We start from the raw sequence: 21687 nt of genomic DNA, 5'->3' as shown, positions 1-21687 counted from the left end.
ATCATTTGTGCCCTGTTTTTTGTCTCCGGGCCGTGGTCAGGTGTAGACTTCAGCCCCTGCAAACCTGGAAAAACGTGAGGATTAATGAGCTACCGTGTAATTGCCCTCGACCTCGACGGCACGCTGCTGACCCCAGCCAAGACGATTCTGCCGCAGTCAATCGATGTGTTAAACCAGGCCCGACAGGCGGGCGTTCATGTCGCTATCGTCACCGGACGCCATCACTGCGCTATTCATCCTTTTTATCAGGCGTTACAGCTGGATACCCCCGCAATCTGCTGTAATGGTACCTACCTGTATGATTACCAGGCAAAAAAGGTGCTGGCGTCCGATCCCATGGACCCGCAACTGGCGTTACAGGTCATTGAGATGCTGGACCAGCAGCGTATTCACGGGTTGCTCTACGTGGATGATGCAATGCTTTATCAGACGCCGACCGGTCACGTGATGCGCACACTGAAGTGGGCCGAATCACTGCCTGCTCATCAGCGTCCGCTGTTCATTCAGGTGCCCGACTTAGCGCAGGCGGCGCGTGACGCCGGTTCGATCTGGAAGTTTGCCCTGTCACACGACAATCATGAGGAACTGCAGCAGTTCGCCACCCGCGCCGAAGCGGAGCTGGGTCTGGCCTGCGAATGGTCATGGCACGATCAGGTGGATATTGCGAAAGGCGGCAATAGCAAAGGCAAACGGCTGGCGCAGTGGGTTGAATCACTGGGGCTGGACATGTCTGATGTGATCGCATTCGGAGATAACTACAACGATCTCAGCATGCTGGAAACGGCCGGGCTGGGTGTGGCGATGGGCAATGCCGACGACGCGATCAAAGCGCGGGCGAAGCGGGTGATCGGCACCAACCTTGAAACCGGTATTGCCGATACCCTCCGTCAGTACGTGTTGTAATCAGGGCGTCACCGAGACACTTTTGATCTGGGCATAGAGCCACTGATCCGGCCGGATGCCCAGTTCATCACGCGCCCACGGCGTAATGCGCGCCCAGAGCTCGCTGATACCAATACGCAGCTTCACTTCCACCTGATCGCCGACCTCCAGCAGTTCTACCACCTGCGCCGGTAAAATGTTGCGGATGGAGCTGTGTTGCGGCGGTTGCAGCGCCAGCGAGACATCAGAAGAGGCGATGCGAATACGCAGTGGCGTTTTCACCGGCTGATTCACCCGGCTGACCCAGATATGCTGGTCGCCCAGCGACAGCGCGGTCATTGGATAGTCGGGATGCTGCTCAAGCACCAGCACCCGCAGTACGCTGGTCAGTTCGCTTACTGGCAGCCACGGCCGCATCGCGCTGCTGCTCCAGACCCGCTCAAGCGGACCAAAGGCCTTGACCTTGCCCGCATCCAGCACCAGCACGTTATCCGCCAGATGCAGGATCTCATCCAGACTGTGAGAAACGTAAAGCATCGGAATATCGACCTGTTTCGCCAGTTTTTGCAGATACGGCATCAGTTCACGTTTGCGCGGCAGATCCAGCGACGCCAGCGGCTCATCCAGCAGCAGCATGTCCGGTGCGGTCAACAGCGCACGGCCTATCGCGACCCGCTGCTTTTCCCCGCCAGACAGCGACAGCGGAAAGCGCGGCAGCAGCGCCTCCAGACCCAGCAGCGACACCAGGCTGTCGAACTGCGCTTTCATTGCCGGTGCCATACCGTATTGCAGGTTGCCACGAACCCGATAGTGCGGGAACAGCCGCGCATCCTGAAACACGTAACCAATGCGCCGTTTTTCGGGCGGCAGCGCAATCTTCTGCTCCGCATCAAACAACAGACGCTCGTTAAGCTGGATCCGCCCGCGCTGCGGCTGGGTCAGCCCGCTAATCGCGTTAATCAGGGACGTCTTACCGGCACCGGAAACACCAAAAATAGCGGTGATCCCTTTGGCCGGGATCTGCAGGTCAACCTCCAGCTGGTGATCGCCCTGTTGCTGCATAATGTTGAGTGATAGCATCAGCTTCCCATCCGCTTACGGCCTGCGCGAGCCAGCCATTCCGACGCCAGCAGTGACCCCAGCGCCAGCACGATAGCGATAACGCACAGGCGCGCCGCCGCGCCCTCTGCACCGGGAGTCTCTATCAGAGTAAACATCGCCAGCGGAAGCGTGCGCGTCTCGCCGGGAATATTGGAAACAAAGGTGATGGTGGCCCCGAATTCACCCAGCGAACGGGCAAACGCCAGCACCGTCCCGACAATCACGCCAGGCAGCGTCAGCGGCAGCGTGATAGTGAAAAAGACCCGCCAGCGCCCGGCACCCAGCGTGCGGGCCGCCTGCTCCAGCCGGATATCCACCGCCTCCAGCGCCAGCCGGATGGCACGCACCATCAACGGAAAGGCGATGACAGCAGACGCCAGTGCGGCGCCGCGCCAGCTGAAAGCAAAGCTGAAACCGAACCAGTCAAAAAGTTTTTCGCCAATGATGCCGCGCCGGCCCAGGCTAATCAGCAGCAGATAACCCACCACCACCGGCGGCAGCACCAGCGGCAGGTGGATCAGGCTGTCGAGCAACGCTTTGCCGGGAAAACGGCAGCGCACCAGAATCCAGGCCATCAGGATGCCAAACGGCAGACTGCCCAGCACGGCTATGCCAGAGACTTTAAGGCTAAGCAGTACCGCCTGCCATTCGGGATCGCTGAGTATCATTTCGTCGGTGTGAATCCGTAGTGTTTGAAGATAGCCGCAGCCTGCGGTCCTTTCAGATAATCATAAAACGCTTTAACAGTCGCATTGTCGTGCTCGTTCACGATCGCCATCGGATATTCCACCGGTTTATGGCTCTTTGCCGGAAAACGCCCGACCACCTGCACGTTGTCACTGGCAACAGCGTCCGAGCCATAGACAATGCCATAAGGTGTTTCGTTTCGCTCCACCAGCGCCAGTGCCGCACGCACATTATTGGCTGGCGCTAACACAGGCGCAACGCTTTCCCAGGCGCCCAGCTTTTGCAGCGCCTCTTTGGCGTAGATGCCGGCCGGAACATGGTCCGGATCGCCAACCGCCAGACGTTCACCGTGCAGCAGTGTTTTCCAGTCGGTCTTTGCGTCCAGCGTCACCGCTTTAGCTGGCGCACTGCGTGGTGCAATCAGCACCAGATCGTTGCCCAGCAGCGTGTAGCGAGTGCGGGTGATCACGCTTTTTTTCACCACCGCATCATCCATCCACTGCTGATCGGCAGAGATAAACAGGTCGGCAGGCGCACCCTGCTCCAGCTGGCGCGCCAGCGTTGACGATGAGGCGAATGAAGAGACCACCGTCACCCCTTTTTCCTGCTTGTATTGACTGGCAATATCCTGCATCGCGTTGGTCAGTGACGCTGCGGCAAACACGGTAATGTTATCGGCGGCCACAGCCTGCCCGGCCAGCGAAACAGTGATCAGCGCCGCTGCGCCCCAGCGAGTGTAATTCAATGACATGATGTTCTCCGGCTATACGTTGTGTAGTGGATAATATAACGCAATGACCGGTAGGTTCAGTAAATTATCGGCAGGAGGAACAAAAGGTTAAATCAGAGAGGAATAATAACGACCACGCCCGCGACAATGGCGGGCGTGGCAGCAATTAATTATGCGAACGGGCTGAGGATTTTTCGCGATGACCAATTTTAGAAATGACGTTAAACACTTCACCCAGGCCATAAATCATACCCAGCATCAGCGCCATCACCACAGGCACCATCAGGACGGCGAAGGCGAGGCTTTTCAGTAATTCCAGCATGGAGAGTCTCACTCTGCTAACAAAAAAGTGATTGTAACGGGTCAGGAAAATTTTGCGCAGCCCTTTTCGTGCTTTTACTTTGGTCACAAAACGCCGCTATCATCGGCCTTCGCCTTAACCCTTTGCCGGAGCTGTCATGGAAGCCGAACTGTCCCTTCATATCCGTTTACAACAGAAACTGTTTGCCGATCCCCGGCGTATTGAGCTGCTGAAACGCGTGCAACAGACCGGATCGATCAGTCAGGGGGCGAAGCTGGCGGGCATCAGCTACAAAAGTGCCTGGGATGCGATCAATGAGATGAACCAGATGGCGGATGAAACGCTGGTGGCGCGGGCAACGGGCGGTAAAGGCGGCGGCGGTGCCACGCTGACCCGCTACGGTGAACGCCTGATACAGCTGTTTCAGCTGATGGAACAGATTCAGCAGAAAGCGTTCGATGCCCTGCAGCAGGATACGCTGCCGCTCGACAGTCTGCTGGCGGCCATCGCCCGCTTCTCTCTGCAGACCAGCGCCCGCAATCAACTGTTTGGCACCGTGATCAGCAACGATGCGCAGCAGGTGGTCCAGCATCTTATGATTCAGCTTGCTGATGGCGTCACACAGCTCAATGTGGCGCTGACCCAGCGCAGCGCCGATCGTCTGCAACTGGCGGCAGGTAAAGAGGTGCTGGTACTGATTAAAGCCCCGTGGATCCGTATCAGCCGTGACGCCGCGGAAGAAGATAATCAGCTTCCAGCCACCGTCAGTGCCATCGAGCCCGGTGAGCAGATGAGCGAAGTGCTGATGCAGCTTGCCAGCGGCGAAACCCTGTGCGCCACCCTGAGTCACGATCAGCTGCAGCAGTTGAAGCTTCAGCCAGGCGACGCTGTGATTGCCAGCTTTAACGCGGAAAATGCCATTGTCGCTACCCTGCTCTAGCCGTTGATTTGACTTCATTACGGGCAATGGTTACAACTCAGTGACACGATGCAGAAAATGGAACAGATCATGGATTCATTGCAGATTTTGCAAGGAACGTTTCATCTTAGCGATACACGGACACTGAACCTGAATCAGGTGGAACTGCAGCGCGGCGAAAGCTGGGCTTTTGTCGGTGCCAACGGCAGCGGTAAATCCTCTCTGGCGCGCGCGCTTTCCGGTGAACTGCCACCGCTGGCCGGTTCCGTCAGCAGCGATTTCAGAAAGCCGGTCCGGCTGTCGCTGGAGCAGTTACAGACCCTGGTGGCGCAGGAGTGGCAGCGTAACAACACCGATATGCTCAGCGAAGGCGAAGAAGATACCGGACTGACCGTGGCAGAGGTGATTCAGGCGGAGGTGCAGCAGCCCGATCGCTGCAAACAGCTTGCCCGGCAGTTTGGCATTGAACCGCTGCTGTCCCGTCGCTTCAAATATCTCTCCACCGGCGAAACCCGTAAAACCCTGCTCTGCCAGGCGCTGATGAGCGAGCCCGATCTGCTGATTCTGGATGAGCCATTTGACGGACTGGATGTGGCGTCACGCGCCAGCCTGACCGACACGCTGCGCAGCCTGCAGCATCCCGGGTTTACCCTGGTGCTGGTGCTCAATCGCTTTGACGACATTCCCGATTTCATTCAGCAGGTTGGCGTACTGGCAGAATGTACGCTCACCCACAGCGGGCCGCGCCAGGCCATTTTAACGGAAGCACTGGTGGCACAGCTGGCGCACAGTGAACAGCTGATGGGAATGGCGTTACCCGAGGCAGATGCGTCGGATCAGTTACCCTCACTGACAGATGATGCCCCGCGCGTTATTCTGCGCAACGGCACCGTCTCGTACAACGACCAGCCGGTGATTCAGGGGCTGAACTGGCAGGTCAACGCCGGCGAGCACTGGCAGATCATCGGACCAAACGGTGCCGGAAAATCCACCCTGCTCAGCCTGGTGACCGGCGATCACCCGCAGGGCTACAGCAATGATTTAACCCTGTTTGGGCGCCGTCGCGGCAGCGGCGAAACCATCTGGGAGATCAAACAGCATATTGGCTATGTCAGCAGCAGCCTGCATCTTGATTACCGCGTCAGCACCAATGTGCGAACGGTCATTCTGTCGGGCTTCTTCGACTCTATCGGTCTCTATCAGGCGGCATCTGACCGGCAAAAAGCGCTGACACAGCAATGGCTGACGCTGCTGGGAATGGATAACCGGCTGGGCGATGCGCCGTTCCACTCACTCTCCTGGGGACAGCAGCGACTGGTGCTGATTGCCCGCGCACTGGTTAAGCATCCGACGCTGCTGATTCTGGATGAGCCACTTCAGGGACTGGACCCGATTAACCGCCAGCTGGTGCGACGCTTTGTGGATGTGCTGATTGGCGAAGGGCGGACTCAGCTGCTGTTCGTTTCGCATCACGCTGAAGATGCGCCCGCCTGCATCACGCATCGCCTGAGCTTTGTTCCCGCTAATGGCGGCTACGTTTTTCAGCAGGAAACGGTGCGCTAAAGCATTCACATCACGTCCTTCAACGCCGCTACCGCGGCGTTTTAAAGCATATCGGTGTAAACGCTACCATTCAGAACCGCCTTTAACCCCGCATAACCGCACACAATGCCTCGAAATAAGAATATTCAGCTTGTGTAAACGATACCATTTATCCAGACTTGATCACGCTTTCGGGCGCGCTGATGTGCTACTTTTTACCGATGCCTCTTTGGCTTTTGACGCTTACCAGGATCTCACATGGAAAAATTCAACCCGGTCGATCACCCGCATCGCCGTTACAATCCACTGATTGATCAATGGATTTTAGTTTCACCTCATCGGGCCAAACGTCCGTGGCAAGGCGCGCAGGAAACCCCGGCGGTCAATACTTTACCGGCGCACGATCCGGACTGCTTCCTGTGTGCCGGAAATACCCGCATTACCGGCGATAAAAACCCGGACTATGCGGGCACGTACGTCTTTACCAACGACTTTGCCGCACTGATGACCGACACGCCTGACGCGCCCGAGAGCGACGATATCCTGATGCGCTGTGAAAGCGCACGCGGCACCAGTCGGGTCATCTGCTTCTCGCCCGATCACAGTAAAACGCTGCCGGAGATGTCACTGAGCGCGCTGGAGGAAGTGGTGCGCACCTGGCAGGCGCAGACCGCCGATCTGGGTCAGCACTACCCGTGGGTGCAGGTGTTTGAGAACAAAGGCGCGGCGATGGGCTGCTCCAACCCGCATCCGCACGGTCAGATCTGGGCCAACAGCTTCCTGCCAAATGAAGCGCAGCGTGAAGATGATCATCAGCGCGACTATTTCGCTAAACATGGCTCGCCGATGCTGGTCGATTATCTGGCCCGTGAGCAGCAGGATGGCAGCCGCACCGTGGTGGAAACCGAACACTGGCTGGCTGTGGTGCCGTGGTGGGCGGCCTGGCCGTTTGAAACGCTGCTGCTGCCGAAAGCGCACGTTAAACAGCTGACGGACCTCAGCGAAGCCCAGAGCGCCGACCTGGCAAAAGCCATTAAGCTGCTGACCAGCCGCTACGACAATCTGTTCCAGTGCTCCTTCCCCTACTCAATGGGCTGGCACGGCGCGCCGTTTAATGGCGAAGCCAACGATCACTGGCAGCTGCACGCTCACTTCTATCCACCGTTGCTGCGTTCAGCAACGGTGCGTAAATTTATGGTTGGCTATGAAATGCTGGCCGAAACCCAACGCGATTTAACGGCGGAACAGGCGGCGGAACGTCTGCGTTCTGTCAGCGACGTTCACTTCCGTGAGGCACAACAATGAGCTTAAAAACCATCACGCAGCAGCTTTTTTCTGACGCATTTGGCTACGCTGCCACCCATACCATTCAGGCACCGGGCCGCGTTAATCTGATTGGCGAGCACACGGACTATAACGACGGCTTCGTGCTGCCGTGCGCTATCGATTATCAGACGGTCATCGCCTGTGCCCGCCGTGACGATCGCCAGATTCGCGTGGTCGCTGCCGATTATGAGAATGCGCAGGACACGTTCTCGCTGGATGAAGAGATTGTCAGCGTGCAGGAACCGATGTGGGCCAACTATGTGCGTGGCGTGGTGAAACATCTGCAGAAGCGTCACGCCGATTTCGGCGGCATCGACATGGTGATCAGCGGCAATGTGCCACAGGGGGCGGGCCTCAGCTCATCGGCCTCGCTGGAAGTGGCGGTCGGCACCGTGGTACAGCAGCTCTATAACCTGCCGCTGGATGGCGCAGCCATCGCCGTTAATGGTCAGGAAGCGGAGAACCAGTTCGTTGGCTGTAACTGCGGCATCATGGACCAGTTGATCTCCGCACTGGGCCAGAAAGATCACGCTATGCTGCTCGACTGCCGCACCCTGGGCACCCGTCCGGTGTCGATGCCGGAAGATATCGCGGTGGTGATCATCAACTCCAACTTCCGTCGTACGCTGGTCGGCAGCGAATACAACACCCGCCGCGAGCAGTGTGAAGCGGGCGCGCGTTTCTTCAATAAGAAAGCGCTGCGTGACGTTGAACTGGCCGGGTTTGAAGCGGCACAGTCGCAGCTCGATCCACAGGTCGCCAAACGCGTGCGTCACGTTCTGACCGAGAACGCCCGTACCCTGGAAGCCGCCGATGCGCTGACGCAGGGCGACCTGACCCGTATGGGCCAGCTGATGGCCGACTCTCACGCCTCAATGCGTGACGATTTCGAAATCACCGTGCCGCCGATCGATACGCTGGTTGAGATCGTGAAAGCGCAGATTGGTGAGCGCGGCGGCGTCCGTATGACCGGCGGCGGCTTTGGTGGCTGCATCGTGGCACTGATGCCACTGGACCTCGTCGATCAGGTTAAAGCCGCCGTGGCAGAACAGTATGAAGCCGCGACCGGCATCAAAGAGACCTTCTACGTCTGTAAAGCCTCTGAAGGAGCCGGCCAATGCTGAATGACGTCAACTCCCATGCGCCCGACGGTCAGCCGTGGCGCATAACCGTGCTGCGCAATGCCAACGGCATGCTGGCAACTTTTATGGACTGGGGGGCGACCTGGCTCTCTGCCCGCGTACCGATGCAGGATGGCACGGTGCGTGAAGCGCTGCTCGGCTGCGCCACGCCCTCTGACTATCTGCACCAGGATGCCTATCTGGGCGCCACCGTGGGCCGCTACGCTAACCGCATCGCTGGCGCAAAACTCAATAAACTTAACCGTCAGCTGGTGCCTAACCAGGGCGTACATCAGCTGCATGGCGGACCGGAAGGCTTTGATAAACGCCGCTGGCAAATCGTCAGTCAGTCTGACAGCGAAGTGCATTACCGCATCGATTCACCGGATGGCGATCAGGGCTATCCGGGCAATCTGATTGCTGACGTGCGCTATCAGCTGGATGATCAGAACTGCCTGAGCATCAGTTATGAAGCGCGTTGCGATCAGTCCTGCCCGGTCAATCTGACCAACCATGCTTACTTTAATCTTGATGCGCATCATGGCGATGTCCGCCAGCATCGCTTACAACTGCACGCCGACCAGTATTTACCGGTCGACAGCGAAGGCATTCCGAATGCGCCGCTAAAAGCGGTCGCCGATACCAGCTTTGATTTCCGCAACGCTAAAGTCGTGGCGCAGGATTTCCTGGCAGATGACGACCAGCGTGCAGTAAAGGGCTATGACCACGCGTTTCTGCTGAACAGCGCCGGCGACGAGAGTCAGCCTGCGGCAGAACTCTGGTCAGAAGATGGAAAATTACAGCTCAGCGTGACTACCTCGGCCCCAGCGTTGCAGTTCTACTCCGGCAACTATCTGGCGGGCACCCGTGCCCGTGAGCAGGCGAGCTATAATGCCTTTCAGGGCATTGCGCTGGAGAGTGAATTTTTACCGGATTCGCCTAATCACGCTGAGTGGCCTCAGCCTGATTGCTGGCTGCAGCCGGGAGATCGCTGGGAATCGGTGACGCGTTATCGCTTCACGCCACGCTGAGCCTCCGGCTGAAAAACGCGCAGTGCGTCACACACAGGCTTACGCGCTGCCCGCTTTTCCGTTATGGTATGGCGCAATCAGCTCGTGTATCAGGCGGGCAGCAGCAGGTTTCCAATCTCACAGAAACATCACAGTATTAAGGAGTTAAGCTATGGCTGTAACTAAGCTGGTTCTGGTGCGACACGGCGAAAGCCAGTGGAACAACGAAAACCGCTTTACCGGTTGGTATGATGTTGACCTTTCTGAGAAAGGTCGTGGCGAAGCCAAATCAGCAGGTCAGCTGCTGAAGAAAGAGGGCTTTGTTTTTGATTTTGCTTACACCTCCGTACTGAAGCGTGCCATTCATACGCTGTGGAATGTGCTGGATGAGCTGGATCAGGCCTGGCTGCCGGTTGAGAAAACCTGGCGTCTGAACGAGCGTCACTATGGTGCGCTGCAGGGTCTGGATAAAGCTGAAACTGCCGCCAAATATGGCGACGAGCAGGTTAAGCAGTGGCGTCGCGGCTTTGCCGTCACCCCGCCAGAGCTGGATCGTTCAGATGAGCGCTTCCCGGGCCATGACCCGCGTTACGCGAAACTTACCCCAGAGCAGCTGCCAACCACCGAAAGCCTGGCGCTGACCATCGACCGCGTTATCCCTTACTGGAACGACACCATTCTGCCGCGCATCAAAAGCGGTGAGAAAGTGATCATTGCCGCACACGGCAACTCACTGCGTGCACTGGTAAAATATCTGGATAACCTGAGCGAAGATGAAATCCTCGAACTGAACATCCCTACCGGCGTACCGCTGGTGTATGAGTTCGATGAAAACTTCAAACCGCTGAAACGCTACTACCTGGGCGACCAGGACGAGATCGCCGCGAAAGCTGCAGCCGTTGCGAATCAGGGTAAAGCGAAGTAATTTCTCGCTGAAAGGCAAAAAGGCCAGACGAAAGTCTGGCCTTTTTTATTGATGACAACGTCTGGCCAGGCAAATCAGCCGCGGCGCTGTTTAACCGCTGCCGCCAGCTGACGCAGCACCTTGTCGGTATCTTCCCAGCCAATGCAGGCGTCGGTAACACTTTTGCCATAGACCAGCGGCTCGCCGCTCTCCAGGCTCTGGTTACCTTCCACCAGATGACTCTCAATCATCACACCGACAATCGCCTGCTCACCGTTAATCAGCTGCTGTGCAACATCGTCTGCCACGACCATCTGACGCTGGAACTGTTTGCTGCTGTTGGCATGGCTGAAATCGATCATCACCTGCTGTGGCAGACCCGCTTTCGCCAGTCCTTCTTTTACCTCAGCCACATGCTGCGCGCTGTAGTTTGGCTCTTTTCCGCCGCGCAGAATGATATGACAATCACCGTTACCGCTGGTTTCCACAATCGCGGAGTGACCATACTTCGTCACTGACAGGAAACAGTGTGGCGAACCCGCCGCGTTAATCGCATCGATCGCGACCTTAATGGTGCCATCGGTGCCGTTTTTGAAACCCACCGGACAGGAAAGGCCCGATGCCAGCTCACGGTGAACCTGAGATTCTGTGGTACGCGCACCAATCGCGCCCCAGCTCATCAGGTCAGCCACGTATTGCGGGGTAATCATATCCAGAAACTCGCCCGCCGCCGGTAAACCGCTGTCGTTAATGTCCAGCAGCAGCTTACGCGCCAGACGCAGACCGTCGTTGAGCTGATAGCTATTGTCCATATATGGATCGTTGATCAGCCCTTTCCAGCCCACCGTGGTGCGCGGCTTTTCAAAATAGACCCGCATCACCACTTCCAGCTCGCCTTTCAGCTCATCACGCAGCGCCAGCAGGCGATCGGCATACTCTTTCGCCGCGTGTGTGTCATGAATGGAGCAGGGACCAATCACCACCAGCAGGCGGTCATCCTTGCCCTGCAGGATCTGATGAATCGCCTGACGGGCCTGAGAAACGGTCTGTGCAGCACGATCGGTCGCCGGGAATTTTTCGAGCAGCGCAACCGGAGGTAACAGCTCTTTAATCTCTTTGATGCGTAAGTCATCGTTCTGGTAATTCATACTGATTCCATTTTATTTCTGGCCCGGCGCCCGCCGGACACAACCTGCCCAATGTAGCCCGAAGCGCCAGGGGTGTAAATTCCCGCTGCGGGTTAAATGTGCGGGTCATATTTGCATTAATCAGGTTAGCGACTAGACTTTTTACTGGTAAGCACTGAGGAACATCCCGCTTACCAGATTTAATCACCCTGTTTAAGCCAACCGGCGAATTTTATTTCGTCAGGGATTTTATTACCCGAAATTGCACCTCTGGGCTTAAAGCAACTTCATTTATTAACGGGAGTATAATGATGAAAAAGTTTGCCTTAGTTTTTTTGACAGCAGCAATGACACTGAGCAGCGGTGCGGTACTGGCTGCGGACAGCAGCAGCAACAATGGTACAGCTAATCAGGCGGCCAGTGCGGGTGCAGTAGCGGGCGGCGCAAATGAAAATCTGCCGCCAAACAAAGTTGATAACGATAAAATTAATAACACCGGCAACAACACTAATCCTGCAACGTCTGGCAGCACCACCAGCAATGGTAATATGTCTGCTAACGAAATGGACCAGAACGCCCAGTGTAAAGATGGCAAATGTCCGAACATTAATAAAAAAGTTCAGACTAAAGTGGGCGGCGGTGACGTAGATACCAAAACCGACGGCACCACCCAGTAATTCTGTTTAACCCGGCGCGCTTCGGCTCTCCGGGTTTTTCTCCCCTCTGCCCCACTCTTCCGCTATGCTAATCCTGTGAAATTTACAGGGAATCCTTCATGGCTGTTTTGCTTCTGATAGACGATCATCCGCTGGTTGAAGTGGCACTTGAAGCCGCCCTGAGCCAGTCACCTATTCCGGTTCAGCTCCTCTCTGCCAGCAGTGAAAAAGCCGCCCGTCCCCTGCTTCAGCAGTCACTGGACATTATCGTGCTGGATATCGGCCTGCCGGATAGTGATGGGCTGGAGTTCCTGCGTCGCCTGAAGATCCATCGACCCGATTGCCCGGTCCTCATCTACTCCGCGCAGCAGACCCGCCACTATGTGCGTCGCGCTCAGGCGCTGGGTGCCGCCGGTTATGTGGTGAAAAGCCAGCGTATGGCGCAGTTGCTCAGCGCTATCCTTGCCGTGCTCGGCGGACAGACGGCTTTCCCGGAGATGGATGATGAGCCTGAACTCCCGTTAACCCAGAAAGAGCGTCAGATTCTGGCCCTACTGGCCAGCGGGCTGTCTAATCTGCAAATTGCTGCCCAGTTGCACATCAGCAATAAAACGGTCAGTACCCATAAGAAAAATATTCTGGAAAAAACCGGCGCCCGCTCGGTGGTAGAACTGGCCGATCTGTGGAAGGCACAGCAGTGAGAGTTTTTCTGCTGATGCTGCTGTTGCTGTGCGGCTCCGCGCTGGCTGAGGTGCGTCCGGTGAGCAGCGTCAATCTGCCGATGATGCTGCCGGTGACGCACGCGGAAACCATGCAGGGCAAAATTCTGCGCGTTGGCCTGCTGGAAGAGAACCACGCGCCCTGGACAATGCGCATCGGCAATGACCTCTATGGCATCAATGCCGACTATCTTTCCGCGCTGCGACAGCTGACCGGCGCGCAGTTCACCCTCAACCTGTACAGCGATCAGCTGCATCTCATGCAGGCACTGAGCAGCGGCCAGATTGATTTCGCGCTGGGCATGTGGGTCACGCCCCTGCCCGCCGGCACCCTGAGCAGCGATAACTGGTACAGCAGCCCGCTGCGTGTCTACCGCAATCAGCAAAACCAGCGTGCCGTGATGTTTAACAGCCAGAATGCCCAACTGGCGATCAGCGACAGCACGCTGGCCCAACTGCCGCCCGCGCTGGCGGCCCGCCACAGCTTCAGACGCTACAGCAGCGATCTGCAGGCGCTCTACACCCTGCTCAATCAGCAGAATGACTATCTGGTGGCGGATGAGACCAGCGCCGGTTTTTTGTTAAGCCAGCTTCAGCAGGGCCAGATTTACCAGATCGCCTCTCACATCGAGGCCGGACAGCTTAACCTGCGCGCGGTGGCACGTGATCCTCAGCTTATCAGCTGGATTAATCAGAGCCTGCGTCAATTGCCAGCGGAACTGATGAACACGCTACAGGCGCGCTGGAGCAGTAACCTGCCGCGCTATCAGGATACGCAGACCCTGATGCTCAGCCCCGCTGAACGCGCCTGGATCGCCGATCATCCGCGCGTTACTTACACCGCCGAACCGGACAACTATCCCTGGAGCTACCGCGATGCCAGCGGCACCGCCAGAGGTTATGGCGTGGACTTGCTGAAAGCGATAGCACAGAGCACAGGATTGCAGTTTGAGCCGGTATGGGTCAGCAATCCCCGTCAGGCACGCACCCTGATTGAGCAAAAGCAGGCGATGCTGCAGCTGATGCAGCCGCTGAACGGCGATGCGATGCAGAGTACGTCGCTGCCGGTGTGGCGGGCGCTGTGGGGCATCTACAGTATCCAGTCTGACACGCTGGCGCACTGGCGCGACCTGCGCGGCAAACGGATTGGTGTATTGCAGGATGACCTGGCGCTGCGCCTGTTGCCTGCGGATCTGCAGCCCCTGCAGTTTGCCGACCGTAATAGCCTTTATGACGCGCTGGCAAAAGGGCAGATCGATGTGCTGGTCGATAATGTGCTTTCCGCCCGCTGGCGTATTGCCAGCCGCGATGATGCGCGCATCCACCTGGCCTTTGCCGCCAGCGACATCGCCTGGCCCATCGCGCTGGGCGTCACACCCGACCAGGCGGTGCTGCGCACGCTGCTGGATCGTGCTCTGCAGCAGATTCCGGCCGATACCCAGAGCCAGATGCGCGACAGCTGGTCTACCCCGCCGCAGCCCGGCAGCGTGATGGCAATGGGTTCGCTGCCAATGATGGTGCTGGCGGTGGCCGGTGCGGCCATTGTGCTGCTGTTGCTGCTGCTGGCACGCCGTTACTGGCAACAGCGCCGCGAGCGTCAGCAGCGTGAACAGGCAGAGCATGCAAATGCGATGAAAAGCCAGTTTCTGGCAACCGTCAGTCATGAGCTGCGCACGCCGATGCAGGCTATCCTGGGGCTGCTTGAGCTGGAAAAACAGCAGCACAGCAGCCAGAACCTGACGCTGCTTCACAGCAGCGCTCAATCGTTGCTGACGCTGCTGAATGACCTGCAGGACCATGCCCGCATTGAGAGCAACAGTTTTACCCTGGCACCCCGTCCACTGGCGCTGGCGCAATGGCTCAGCCAGCAGCAGCACTTTTATCACCCGTTAATGCGCGGTGACGGGCCGCGTCTGATTGTCGAGGCGCTGACGCCGCTGCCTGACACGGTGCTCATCGATGCCGATCGCCTGCAGCAGGTGATCAACAACCTGATGACCAATGCGCTGAAATTTACGCGTCACGGCACGATTCGCCTGACCCTGGCTGCCCAGGATCAACAGCTGATTCTCACAGTGAGCGACAGCGGCAGCGGTATCCCATCGGAGGAACAGCAGAAGTTGTTTGATCCCTGGTATCAGGCGCCGTCCGGAAAATCAGTTTCGGTGCAGGGCAGCGGCCTGGGGCTGTTTATCTGCCGCGAAATAGTGCTGCGGATGGGCGGCGATATCCGGCTCGCCTCAGAACCGGGGCTCGGCACTCAGGTCACTGTGACGCTGCCGCTTGAGATCTGCACGCCAGCAAACCACGTGGACGAATCCGCCCTGCCCGGTTTTCCGCAGCTGCGGGTGGCGATTGTGGATGACCACCCGACTAACCTGCTGGTGATGCAGCAGCAGCTGGCACGCTTTGCCATTCAGGCTGACATCTTTGAGCAGGGACGTGCGCTGCTGCAGGCCGATGCGCAGCAACCTTATGACCTGCTGTTTATCGACCAGATGATGCCGCGTCCCGACGGCACGCTGCTGCTGCGGATACTGCGTCGGCGTGACCGCCAGCGGAGACGGCAGGCGATGCGGGTACTCTGCTCGGCTGATGCGCAGCTGCTGTCGCGCTCGCTTGAGGAGCGGGAGCGGGTATTGATCAAACCGGTGCAGTTAGGCGATCTCAGCGCGTTGCTGGCAGAGTGGCAGCAAGCGTGGCAGGACGATCCGCTGGCGTCACTGGATGACAATCTGTGGCAACTGGCACAGCAGAATGAAAAATTCCTCAACCGTCTGAGCCAGACGCTGCACAGCACGGTTACGCAGGATCTGGCCGCGATGCAGGGGGCGCATGATCGTGCGGACTGGACGCCGTTCGCTGAGGCGGCACACAGGATGAAAGGAAGCTTTTTACTGGTGGGGCTGGAGCATGGCGCGCAGCTCAGCCAGCAACTGACGGAGCAGGTAAAACAGCATCAGGACCCGTCTGAGACGTGGCAATTACTGATATTATTAGCAAACAGGTTACTGAAAAAACTGGAAACTTATGGCACATACCCACACTCATAGCGGGCAGGATAGTAATCGCACGCGTCTGGCGGCCGCCTTCGGGGTGACCGTCGTCTTCATGGTTGCTGAAGTCATTGGCGGCTGGCTCTCTGGTTCACTGGCGCTGCTGGCGGACGCCGGGCATATGCTGACCGATGCCGCCGCACTGCTGATGGCCTTGCTGGCGGTCCATTTCTCACGCCGTAAACCCAATGCACGTCACACCTTTGGCCTGCTGCGTCTGACCACGGTAGCCGCATTTGTTAACGCCATTGCACTGCTCGGCATTACTGCGCTGATCGTCTGGGAAGCAGTGCGCCGCTTTGCCGACCCGCAACCGGTGACCGGCGGACTGATGCTGGGAATCGCGATCGGCGGCCTGCTGGCCAATCTGCTCTCGTTCTGGCTGCTGCATCATGGCAGCGGAGAGAAGAACCTCAACGTGCGGGCCGCGGCGCTGCATGTGATGGGTGACCTGCTCGGTTCAGTGGGCGCGATTGTCGCGGCAGTAATCATACTGCTGACCGGCTGGACGCCCATCGACCCGATTCTGTCGTTACTGGTGTCACTGCTGGTGCTACGCAGCGCATGGTCGCTGCTGCGTGAGAGTCTGCAGGAGTTACTGGAAGGGGCACCGCATTCACTGGATGTGAACAAGCTGACACGGGATCTCACCCTGAACATCGCCGAGGTGCGCAATATTCACCATGTGCATCTGTGGCAGGTGGGCGAAAAGCCGATGCTGACGCTGCATGCGCAGGTGATCCCGCCTTACGATCATGATGCGCTGCTGCATCGCATTCACGACTATCTGCGCGAGAACTATCAGATCGCGCACGCGACAGTGCAGATGGAGTACCAGCCCTGCGCCGGTGCGGAGTGTGAACTCGGCTCAGGCAGTGCGGCTGCCACCGGCCATGACCACAGTCATTCTCACGACCACGATCATGGCCCTGCTCATGTTAAAGGCGACAAGCACACTCACTGAGCTGACAGCGCGCGGGAACCCTGTTGCCGCGCGCTGCGGATCCACATACGTGATCCGTTCAGCGCAATCAGCGTCAGAATCACATACTCCAGCGACATCGCATAGACACCCTGACGGGCGAAGATCATCACGCTAATCACATTGATGATGACCCACAGCAGCCAGTTCTCCACATATTTGCGCGTCATCAGCACCATCGCGGCAATAGACAGCACCATCATGCAGGAATCCCAGAACGGGAAGGCATCCGGCTGCAGCGCAGGCATCGCCACCGACAGGCCCAGACCGTTCATCAGCGTTACCGCCGCACGGGTTAACAGCGCAAACACCGGATCGATATAGAGGGTCATCAGCGCAATCGCAATCACACACCCTGCTGTCCAGGCCAGCGCTCCAGGCAGCGGCAGCCAGCGGATTTTCAGCGCCGCCTGATGATCTTCGGTCTGTCGGCTCCATGCGTACCAGCCATAGAGATTGGCGGCAAAGAAGAAGAGCTGCAGCAGCAGGCTGGCATAGAGCTGGATCTGAAAGAAGATCACCGCAAACAGCGTGACGTTAATCAGGCCAAACGGATAGTTGATAATTTTTTCCAGGCTGGCAAACCAGATACAGAGTAAGCCCGCCAGCGTGCCGATGGCCTCAATCCATGAGAGATCGTAGCCTCCGGCACCCAGAGGAATATGAACCAGAATATTATGTGTGCTGAAGAAGTCCATGCAGAGCACCTGTCCGGGAACGCTTAGGCGTTGCCCTTCACGTTGAGTTTAAGTTCCGCTGCAAAGGATAGCATGCGATTAAGCGGCAGTAACGCCGCCTCTCGCAGCGTCTCATCCACCTGAATCTCATGTTCCACCCCACCCGACTCCAGCGCCTCTGCGATGGCTTTAAGGCCGTTCATTGCCATCCAGGGACAGTGCGCGCAGCTGCGGCAGGTTGCCCCTTCACCTGCGGTCGGCGCTTCCAGCAGCTCTTTATCCGGCACCGCCTGCTGCATTTTGTAGAAGATGCCGCGGTCGGTCGCCACAATCATCTGCGGATGCGGCAGGGATTTCGCCGCCTGAATCAGCTGGCTGGTCGAGCCGACCGCGTCCGCCAGTTCGACAATCGCCTGCGGTGACTCAGGATGCACCAGCACCGCCGCATCGGGATAGAGCGCTTTCATGCGCTGCAGCGCCTGGGTTTTGAACTCGTCATGCACAATGCAGGCGCCCTGCCAGCACAACACATCTGCACCCGACATCCGGGTAACATAGCGACCAAGGTGACGATCCGGTGCCCAGATGATCTTTTCGCCGAGACTGTCGAGATGCTCAATCAGCTCTACCGCAATACTGGAAGTGACCACCCAGTCGGCGCGGGCTTTGACGGCCGCCGAGGTATTGGCATAGACCACCACGGTGCGATCGGGATGCGCATCACAGAAGGCGTTAAACTCTTCAATGGGACAGCCGAGATCCAGTGAACACTCCGCCTGCAGGGTCGGCATCAGCACGGTTTTTTCGGGGCTGAGGATTTTGGCGGTTTCACCCATAAAGCGCACGCCCGCCACCAGCAGCGTGGTCGCCGAATGATTGCTGCCGAAACGCGCCATCTCCAGCGAGTCGGAGACGCAGCCGCCTGTCTCTTCCGCCAGCGCCTGAATTTCCGGATCGGTGTAATAGTGCGCCACCATCACCGCGTTTCGCGCTTTCAGCAGCGCTTTGATTTTCTCACGGTAAAACGTCTTCTCACCGTCACTCAGGCGGGCGGGTTTCGGTGGAAAAGGATAAACGGCGCTTTCAGGATCGAACATTACACTCATGACACAGCTCTCGTTTTGTCTAATTAACGAAAATCACCTGCGGAGGCGAATTTTGGCGATGAATCCGCCGTCGTGTTTTATATGCTAAACACGATAACGGAAAAGCCACACTGTGTCGTGAGATTTTTACTCTGCCTGCGTTACAGCACCGACCCTGCCCGTCTGCGTTTCATCTGCCAGCACCAGCGTTTTCTGCGGCGCTTCCAGTGCCAGCAGGAAAGCTTTGGTCTCCAGGCCGCCCGCAAAGCCGGTCAGCTTGCCGTTGGCACCGATCACGCGATGGCACGGTGCGACAATGGAAAGTGGATTACGGCCGTTGGCCGCGCCGACCGCGCGCACCGCCTGTGGATGGCCGATCTCCCGTGCAATCTGGCTGTAGCTGCGCGTCTCACCAAACGGTATCGCCACCAGCGCCTGCCAGACTTTTTTCTGAAAGTCGGTGCCGACCATGTCGAACGGCAACGCAAAACAGCGTCGCGCACCGGTAAAGTACTCGCTGAGCTGACGCGCGGTTTCGATCAGAATGGGATGATCGTCATTGCGCGTTTGAGGTAAAAACCGGGTGCGTTTTGGATCGTCGTTTTCCCACAAAATCCCCGCCAGGCCGATATCGCTGGCGACCAGCTTCAGCTTGCCCACCGGGGTAACTATCTGTTTGAAGTAGTACATGGTGATTCTCCCGTCACGGTTCCGTCGTCCAGTATCGCACTTTTCATCAGCCTGACTGGCTGTTTTCGGTCATGGTTATAAACTGTTGTGCTGTCCGAAAACAGCCAGTCTGCCGGGATTCCCCCCTGTAGGCTGCGCTTATTTACCGGAGAAATGCCATGCTCGATCCCGACATTGCCTATCAGGCGCTGACCTCACGTGATACCCGCTTCGACGGCGTTTTCTTTGTGGGCGTGACCTCAACCGGTATCTATTGCCGCCCAATTTGCCCGGTAAAAGCGCCGATGCAGAAAAACTGTCTTTTCTTCAGCAGCGCCGAGGCGGCGGAGAAAGCGCGTTTTCGCCCCTGCCTGCGCTGCCGGCCTGAGCTGGCTCCCGGCAATGCGCCTGTCGATCAGCCGCATCGCGTGGCGGAGCAGCTGATTCAGCGCATTGAGGAAGGGATGCTGGAGGAGCGCGAAGGTCTGGAGGCGATTGCCGCTGAGTTCAGTCTCAGCCTGCGTCAGCTGCGCCGTATCGTGCAACATGAACTCGGCGTCTCACCACTGGAGCTGAAGCAGACACGGCGTATGCTGCTGGCCAAGCAGTTGCTGACAGAAACACAACTGCCGGTCACGGAGGTCGCCTACGCCAGTGGCTTCAGCAGTCTGCGCCGTTTTAATGATGTTTTCCAGGCTCGCTACCGCATGACGCCAAGCGCGCTGCGTCGCGAGGATACCGGCGCGAAGCGTGCGCAGCCCGGCGACCGTGTGACGCTGCGGCTGGCCTATCGCCCGCCCTACGACTGGGCGGCGATGCTCTGGTTTTTGCAGACACACCTGATGAAGGAAGTTGAGGCAGTGGAAGATGGCTGCTGGCGACGTACCGTGGCGCTGGGACGTTTTCGGGGCTGGGTCAGTGTATCCCATCTGCCGCAGAAGAACGCGCTGCAGGTGACGCTCTCAACCTCACTGACGCCGGTTCTGCCGCTGCTGCTGCGCCGCCTGCGCGATCTGTTTGACCTGGACGCGCAGCCGCAGCGTATCGCCGCCTGTCTGGCTCAGGACCCGCTGCTGGCACCCAGCCTGATTGCACATCCTGGTCTGCGTGTGCCGGGCGCCTTCGACGCTTTTGAACTTGGCGTGCGCGCTATTATCGGCCAGCAGGTGACCGTTAAAGCCGCCACCACAGTCAGCAGCCGATTTGCCGCCGCCTTTGGCGAGCCCTGTGAAACGCCCTTTGCCGACCTGACCCGCTACACCGCGCTTCCTGAACGCATCGCAGCGCTGACGGTGGATGACGTTGCGCCGATGGGCATCGTCAGCGCTGCCCGCTCCCGCGCCATCATCGCCTTTGCCACCGCCTGCGCCAGCGGCGATCTGCGTCTCAGTGCCGCGCAGCCGCCTGATGAGGTAATAAAAAAGCTGGTCAGCCTGCCGGGCATTGGTCCCTGGACCGCGCACTATATCGCGATGCGCGCCCTGCGCTGGCCGGATGCTTTTCCCAAAGAGGACATTGCCATCCGTAATAACCTGGGCGGCATGTCATCTAAAGAAGCAGAAGCGCGCTCGCAATCCTGGCGTCCCTGGCGCAGCTATGCGGTGATGCATATCTGGGAGAGCCTGGCAGTGGCGAAGGTGAAGAAAAAGCCGTGAGGATGGATACAGAGATGCAGGTTATCACCCAGACTTGCACAAGCAGTATCGCAGAAATAATAAAAGCGCCATAAAAAGCTTCCAATCTGCTGGCAAACCATCATCCGGCTGAATCTGACCGTAATAAATGAGTTTAAAGCGCAGGGAACCCGGTCAGAGGAGGAAAGCGTCCCGCTCCAGGGACGGAGCGGGCCGAGCGTGTCATGGATGACGGATTTTGCGTCTTTCCGATCTGACCGTGTTCTCTGCGCAGGCTGGATCTCATAGCGATACAGGCCAGGCTTGATCACTATCTTAAATGCCAGATGCATTGTGCTTTTGAATAATAAATAGATACAGCAGAAACGAAAAAAGCGCCCAAAGGGCGCTTCTTTCTTAATTGGTGGGTCGTGCAGGATTTCGGCCCTTCCAGGGCCTCGCCCTCCGGGTGATGCTAACGCATCAGCCTGAATCACCGGGCGATTCAGTCGAACCTGCTGCAGGTTCTCACCCTGCACGGTAACGCCCGTGCCCCGGAAACGAAAAAAGCGCCCAAAAG

The 21687-nt window shown here is 57.9% G+C and carries 20 protein-coding genes and 1 other RNA gene; 12 read left to right on the top strand and 9 right to left on the bottom strand.

The genetic code is table 11. The features are described from left to right. Positions 1-84: 84 nt before the first annotated feature. Positions 85-903: a pyridoxal phosphatase gene (locus NP77_RS04795; protein ID WP_003851875.1), complete on the top strand. Its 819-nt coding sequence runs from the start codon at positions 85-87 to the stop codon at positions 901-903. On the opposite strand, the gene modC is transcribed toward NP77_RS04795, so the two are convergent. The 4 genes from modC to NP77_RS22795 all read right to left on the bottom strand — a co-directional run bounded on the left by modC (position 904) and on the right by NP77_RS22795 (position 3722). Then, positions 904-1962 (bottom strand): molybdenum ABC transporter ATP-binding protein ModC, encoded by a 1059-nt coding sequence (modC, locus tag NP77_RS04790; protein ID WP_039659205.1) that lies wholly within the window; start codon positions 1960-1962, stop codon positions 904-906. Next, entirely contained in the window at positions 1962-2651 is a 690-nt protein-coding gene (gene modB / locus NP77_RS04785; RefSeq protein WP_039659204.1) for a molybdate ABC transporter permease subunit, read from the bottom strand. Before modB ends, modC begins: the two co-directional genes overlap by 1 nt. After that, on the bottom strand, positions 2648-3421 hold the full coding sequence (gene modA / locus NP77_RS04780; RefSeq protein WP_039659203.1) for a molybdate ABC transporter substrate-binding protein: 774 nt from the start codon (positions 3419-3421) through the stop codon (positions 2648-2650). Before modA ends, modB begins: the two co-directional genes overlap by 4 nt. 145 nt (positions 3422-3566) lie before the next feature. Then, positions 3567-3722, bottom strand: a complete 156-nt coding sequence (locus NP77_RS22795; protein ID WP_008925042.1) for an AcrZ family multidrug efflux pump-associated protein — start codon at positions 3720-3722, stop codon at positions 3567-3569. A 136-nt stretch (positions 3723-3858) separates the two neighbouring features. Between NP77_RS22795 and modE the strand changes: the two genes are divergently transcribed. The 6 genes from modE to gpmA all read left to right on the top strand — a co-directional run bounded on the left by modE (position 3859) and on the right by gpmA (position 10544). Continuing rightward, positions 3859-4641, top strand: coding sequence for a molybdenum-dependent transcriptional regulator (gene modE / locus NP77_RS04770; RefSeq protein WP_003851884.1), 783 nt, complete (start codon positions 3859-3861; stop codon positions 4639-4641). A 69-nt stretch (positions 4642-4710) separates the two neighbouring features. Then, positions 4711-6183, top strand: coding sequence for a molybdate ABC transporter ATP-binding protein ModF (gene modF / locus NP77_RS04765; protein WP_082040831.1), 1473 nt, complete (start codon positions 4711-4713; stop codon positions 6181-6183). Positions 6184-6420: 237 nt separating this feature from the next. Further along, a complete protein-coding gene (galT, locus tag NP77_RS04760; RefSeq protein WP_039659199.1) occupies positions 6421-7467 on the top strand; it encodes a galactose-1-phosphate uridylyltransferase in 1047 nt (348 codons plus the stop codon). Further along, complete coding sequence (gene galK / locus NP77_RS04755) at positions 7464-8612, top strand: galactokinase (protein WP_039659197.1); 1149 nt, start codon at positions 7464-7466, stop codon at positions 8610-8612. Before galT ends, galK begins: the two co-directional genes overlap by 4 nt. Further along, positions 8606-9640, top strand: a complete 1035-nt coding sequence (gene galM / locus NP77_RS04750; protein WP_003851891.1) for a galactose-1-epimerase — start codon at positions 8606-8608, stop codon at positions 9638-9640. The genes galK and galM overlap by 7 nt, the downstream gene beginning before the upstream one ends. 151 nt (positions 9641-9791) lie before the next feature. Beyond that, positions 9792-10544, top strand: coding sequence for a 2,3-diphosphoglycerate-dependent phosphoglycerate mutase (gene gpmA / locus NP77_RS04745; RefSeq protein WP_003851893.1), 753 nt, complete (start codon positions 9792-9794; stop codon positions 10542-10544). Between the two features lie 74 nt (positions 10545-10618). Here the strand turns inward: gpmA and aroG are convergent, their stop codons facing one another. Continuing rightward, positions 10619-11671, bottom strand: a complete 1053-nt coding sequence (gene aroG / locus NP77_RS04740) for a 3-deoxy-7-phosphoheptulonate synthase AroG (protein ID WP_003851896.1) — start codon at positions 11669-11671, stop codon at positions 10619-10621. A gap of 287 nt (positions 11672-11958) precedes the next feature. Here aroG and NP77_RS04735 point away from each other — a divergent pair, with 287 nt between their 5' ends. The 4 genes from NP77_RS04735 to zitB all read left to right on the top strand — a co-directional run bounded on the left by NP77_RS04735 (position 11959) and on the right by zitB (position 17045). Further along, complete coding sequence (locus tag NP77_RS04735; RefSeq protein ID WP_039659196.1) at positions 11959-12327, top strand: YbgS-like family protein; 369 nt, start codon at positions 11959-11961, stop codon at positions 12325-12327. Positions 12328-12425: 98 nt separating this feature from the next. Beyond that, positions 12426-13007: a response regulator transcription factor gene (locus NP77_RS04730; RefSeq protein ID WP_008925036.1), complete on the top strand. Its 582-nt coding sequence runs from the start codon at positions 12426-12428 to the stop codon at positions 13005-13007. A 14-nt stretch (positions 13008-13021) separates the two neighbouring features. Beyond that, on the top strand, positions 13022-16078 hold the full coding sequence (locus NP77_RS04725; RefSeq protein ID WP_231572315.1) for an ATP-binding protein: 3057 nt from the start codon (positions 13022-13024) through the stop codon (positions 16076-16078). Next, positions 16056-17045 carry a CDF family zinc transporter ZitB gene (gene zitB / locus NP77_RS04720; protein WP_039659192.1) on the top strand — a complete coding sequence of 330 codons (990 nt, stop codon included), beginning with the start codon at positions 16056-16058 and terminating at the stop codon, positions 17043-17045. The genes NP77_RS04725 and zitB overlap by 23 nt, the downstream gene beginning before the upstream one ends. Here the strand turns inward: zitB and pnuC are convergent. The 3 genes from pnuC to NP77_RS04705 all read right to left on the bottom strand — a co-directional run bounded on the left by pnuC (position 17039) and on the right by NP77_RS04705 (position 19515). Then, positions 17039-17761: a nicotinamide riboside transporter PnuC gene (gene pnuC, locus NP77_RS04715; RefSeq protein WP_003851908.1), complete on the bottom strand. Its 723-nt coding sequence runs from the start codon at positions 17759-17761 to the stop codon at positions 17039-17041. The genes zitB and pnuC overlap by 7 nt on opposite strands. 23 nt (positions 17762-17784) lie before the next feature. After that, a complete protein-coding gene (gene nadA, locus NP77_RS04710; RefSeq protein ID WP_039659190.1) occupies positions 17785-18846 on the bottom strand; it encodes a quinolinate synthase NadA in 1062 nt (353 codons plus the stop codon). A gap of 126 nt (positions 18847-18972) precedes the next feature. Beyond that, positions 18973-19515 carry a methylated-DNA--[protein]-cysteine S-methyltransferase gene (locus NP77_RS04705; protein ID WP_039659189.1) on the bottom strand — a complete coding sequence of 181 codons (543 nt, stop codon included), beginning with the start codon at positions 19513-19515 and terminating at the stop codon, positions 18973-18975. 158 nt (positions 19516-19673) lie between these two features. Between NP77_RS04705 and NP77_RS04700 the strand changes: the two genes are divergently transcribed. Next, the gene (locus tag NP77_RS04700) at positions 19674-21149 is read left to right on the top strand and encodes an AlkA N-terminal domain-containing protein (protein ID WP_039659187.1); all 1476 of its coding nucleotides are present in this window, start codon (positions 19674-19676) and stop codon (positions 21147-21149) included. A gap of 380 nt (positions 21150-21529) precedes the next feature. On the opposite strand, the gene NP77_RS22790 is transcribed toward NP77_RS04700, so the two are convergent. Then, a non-coding RNA gene (locus NP77_RS22790) (RtT sRNA) lies at positions 21530-21660 on the bottom strand. Positions 21661-21687: the final 27 nt, after the last annotated feature.

The organism is Pantoea sp. MBLJ3 (genome assembly GCF_000816655.1).
GTDB lineage: Bacteria > Pseudomonadota > Gammaproteobacteria > Enterobacterales > Enterobacteriaceae > Pantoea > Pantoea eucalypti.
Note: the sequence above shows the minus strand (reverse complement) of the source record. Positions and strands in the feature narration are given on the sequence as shown.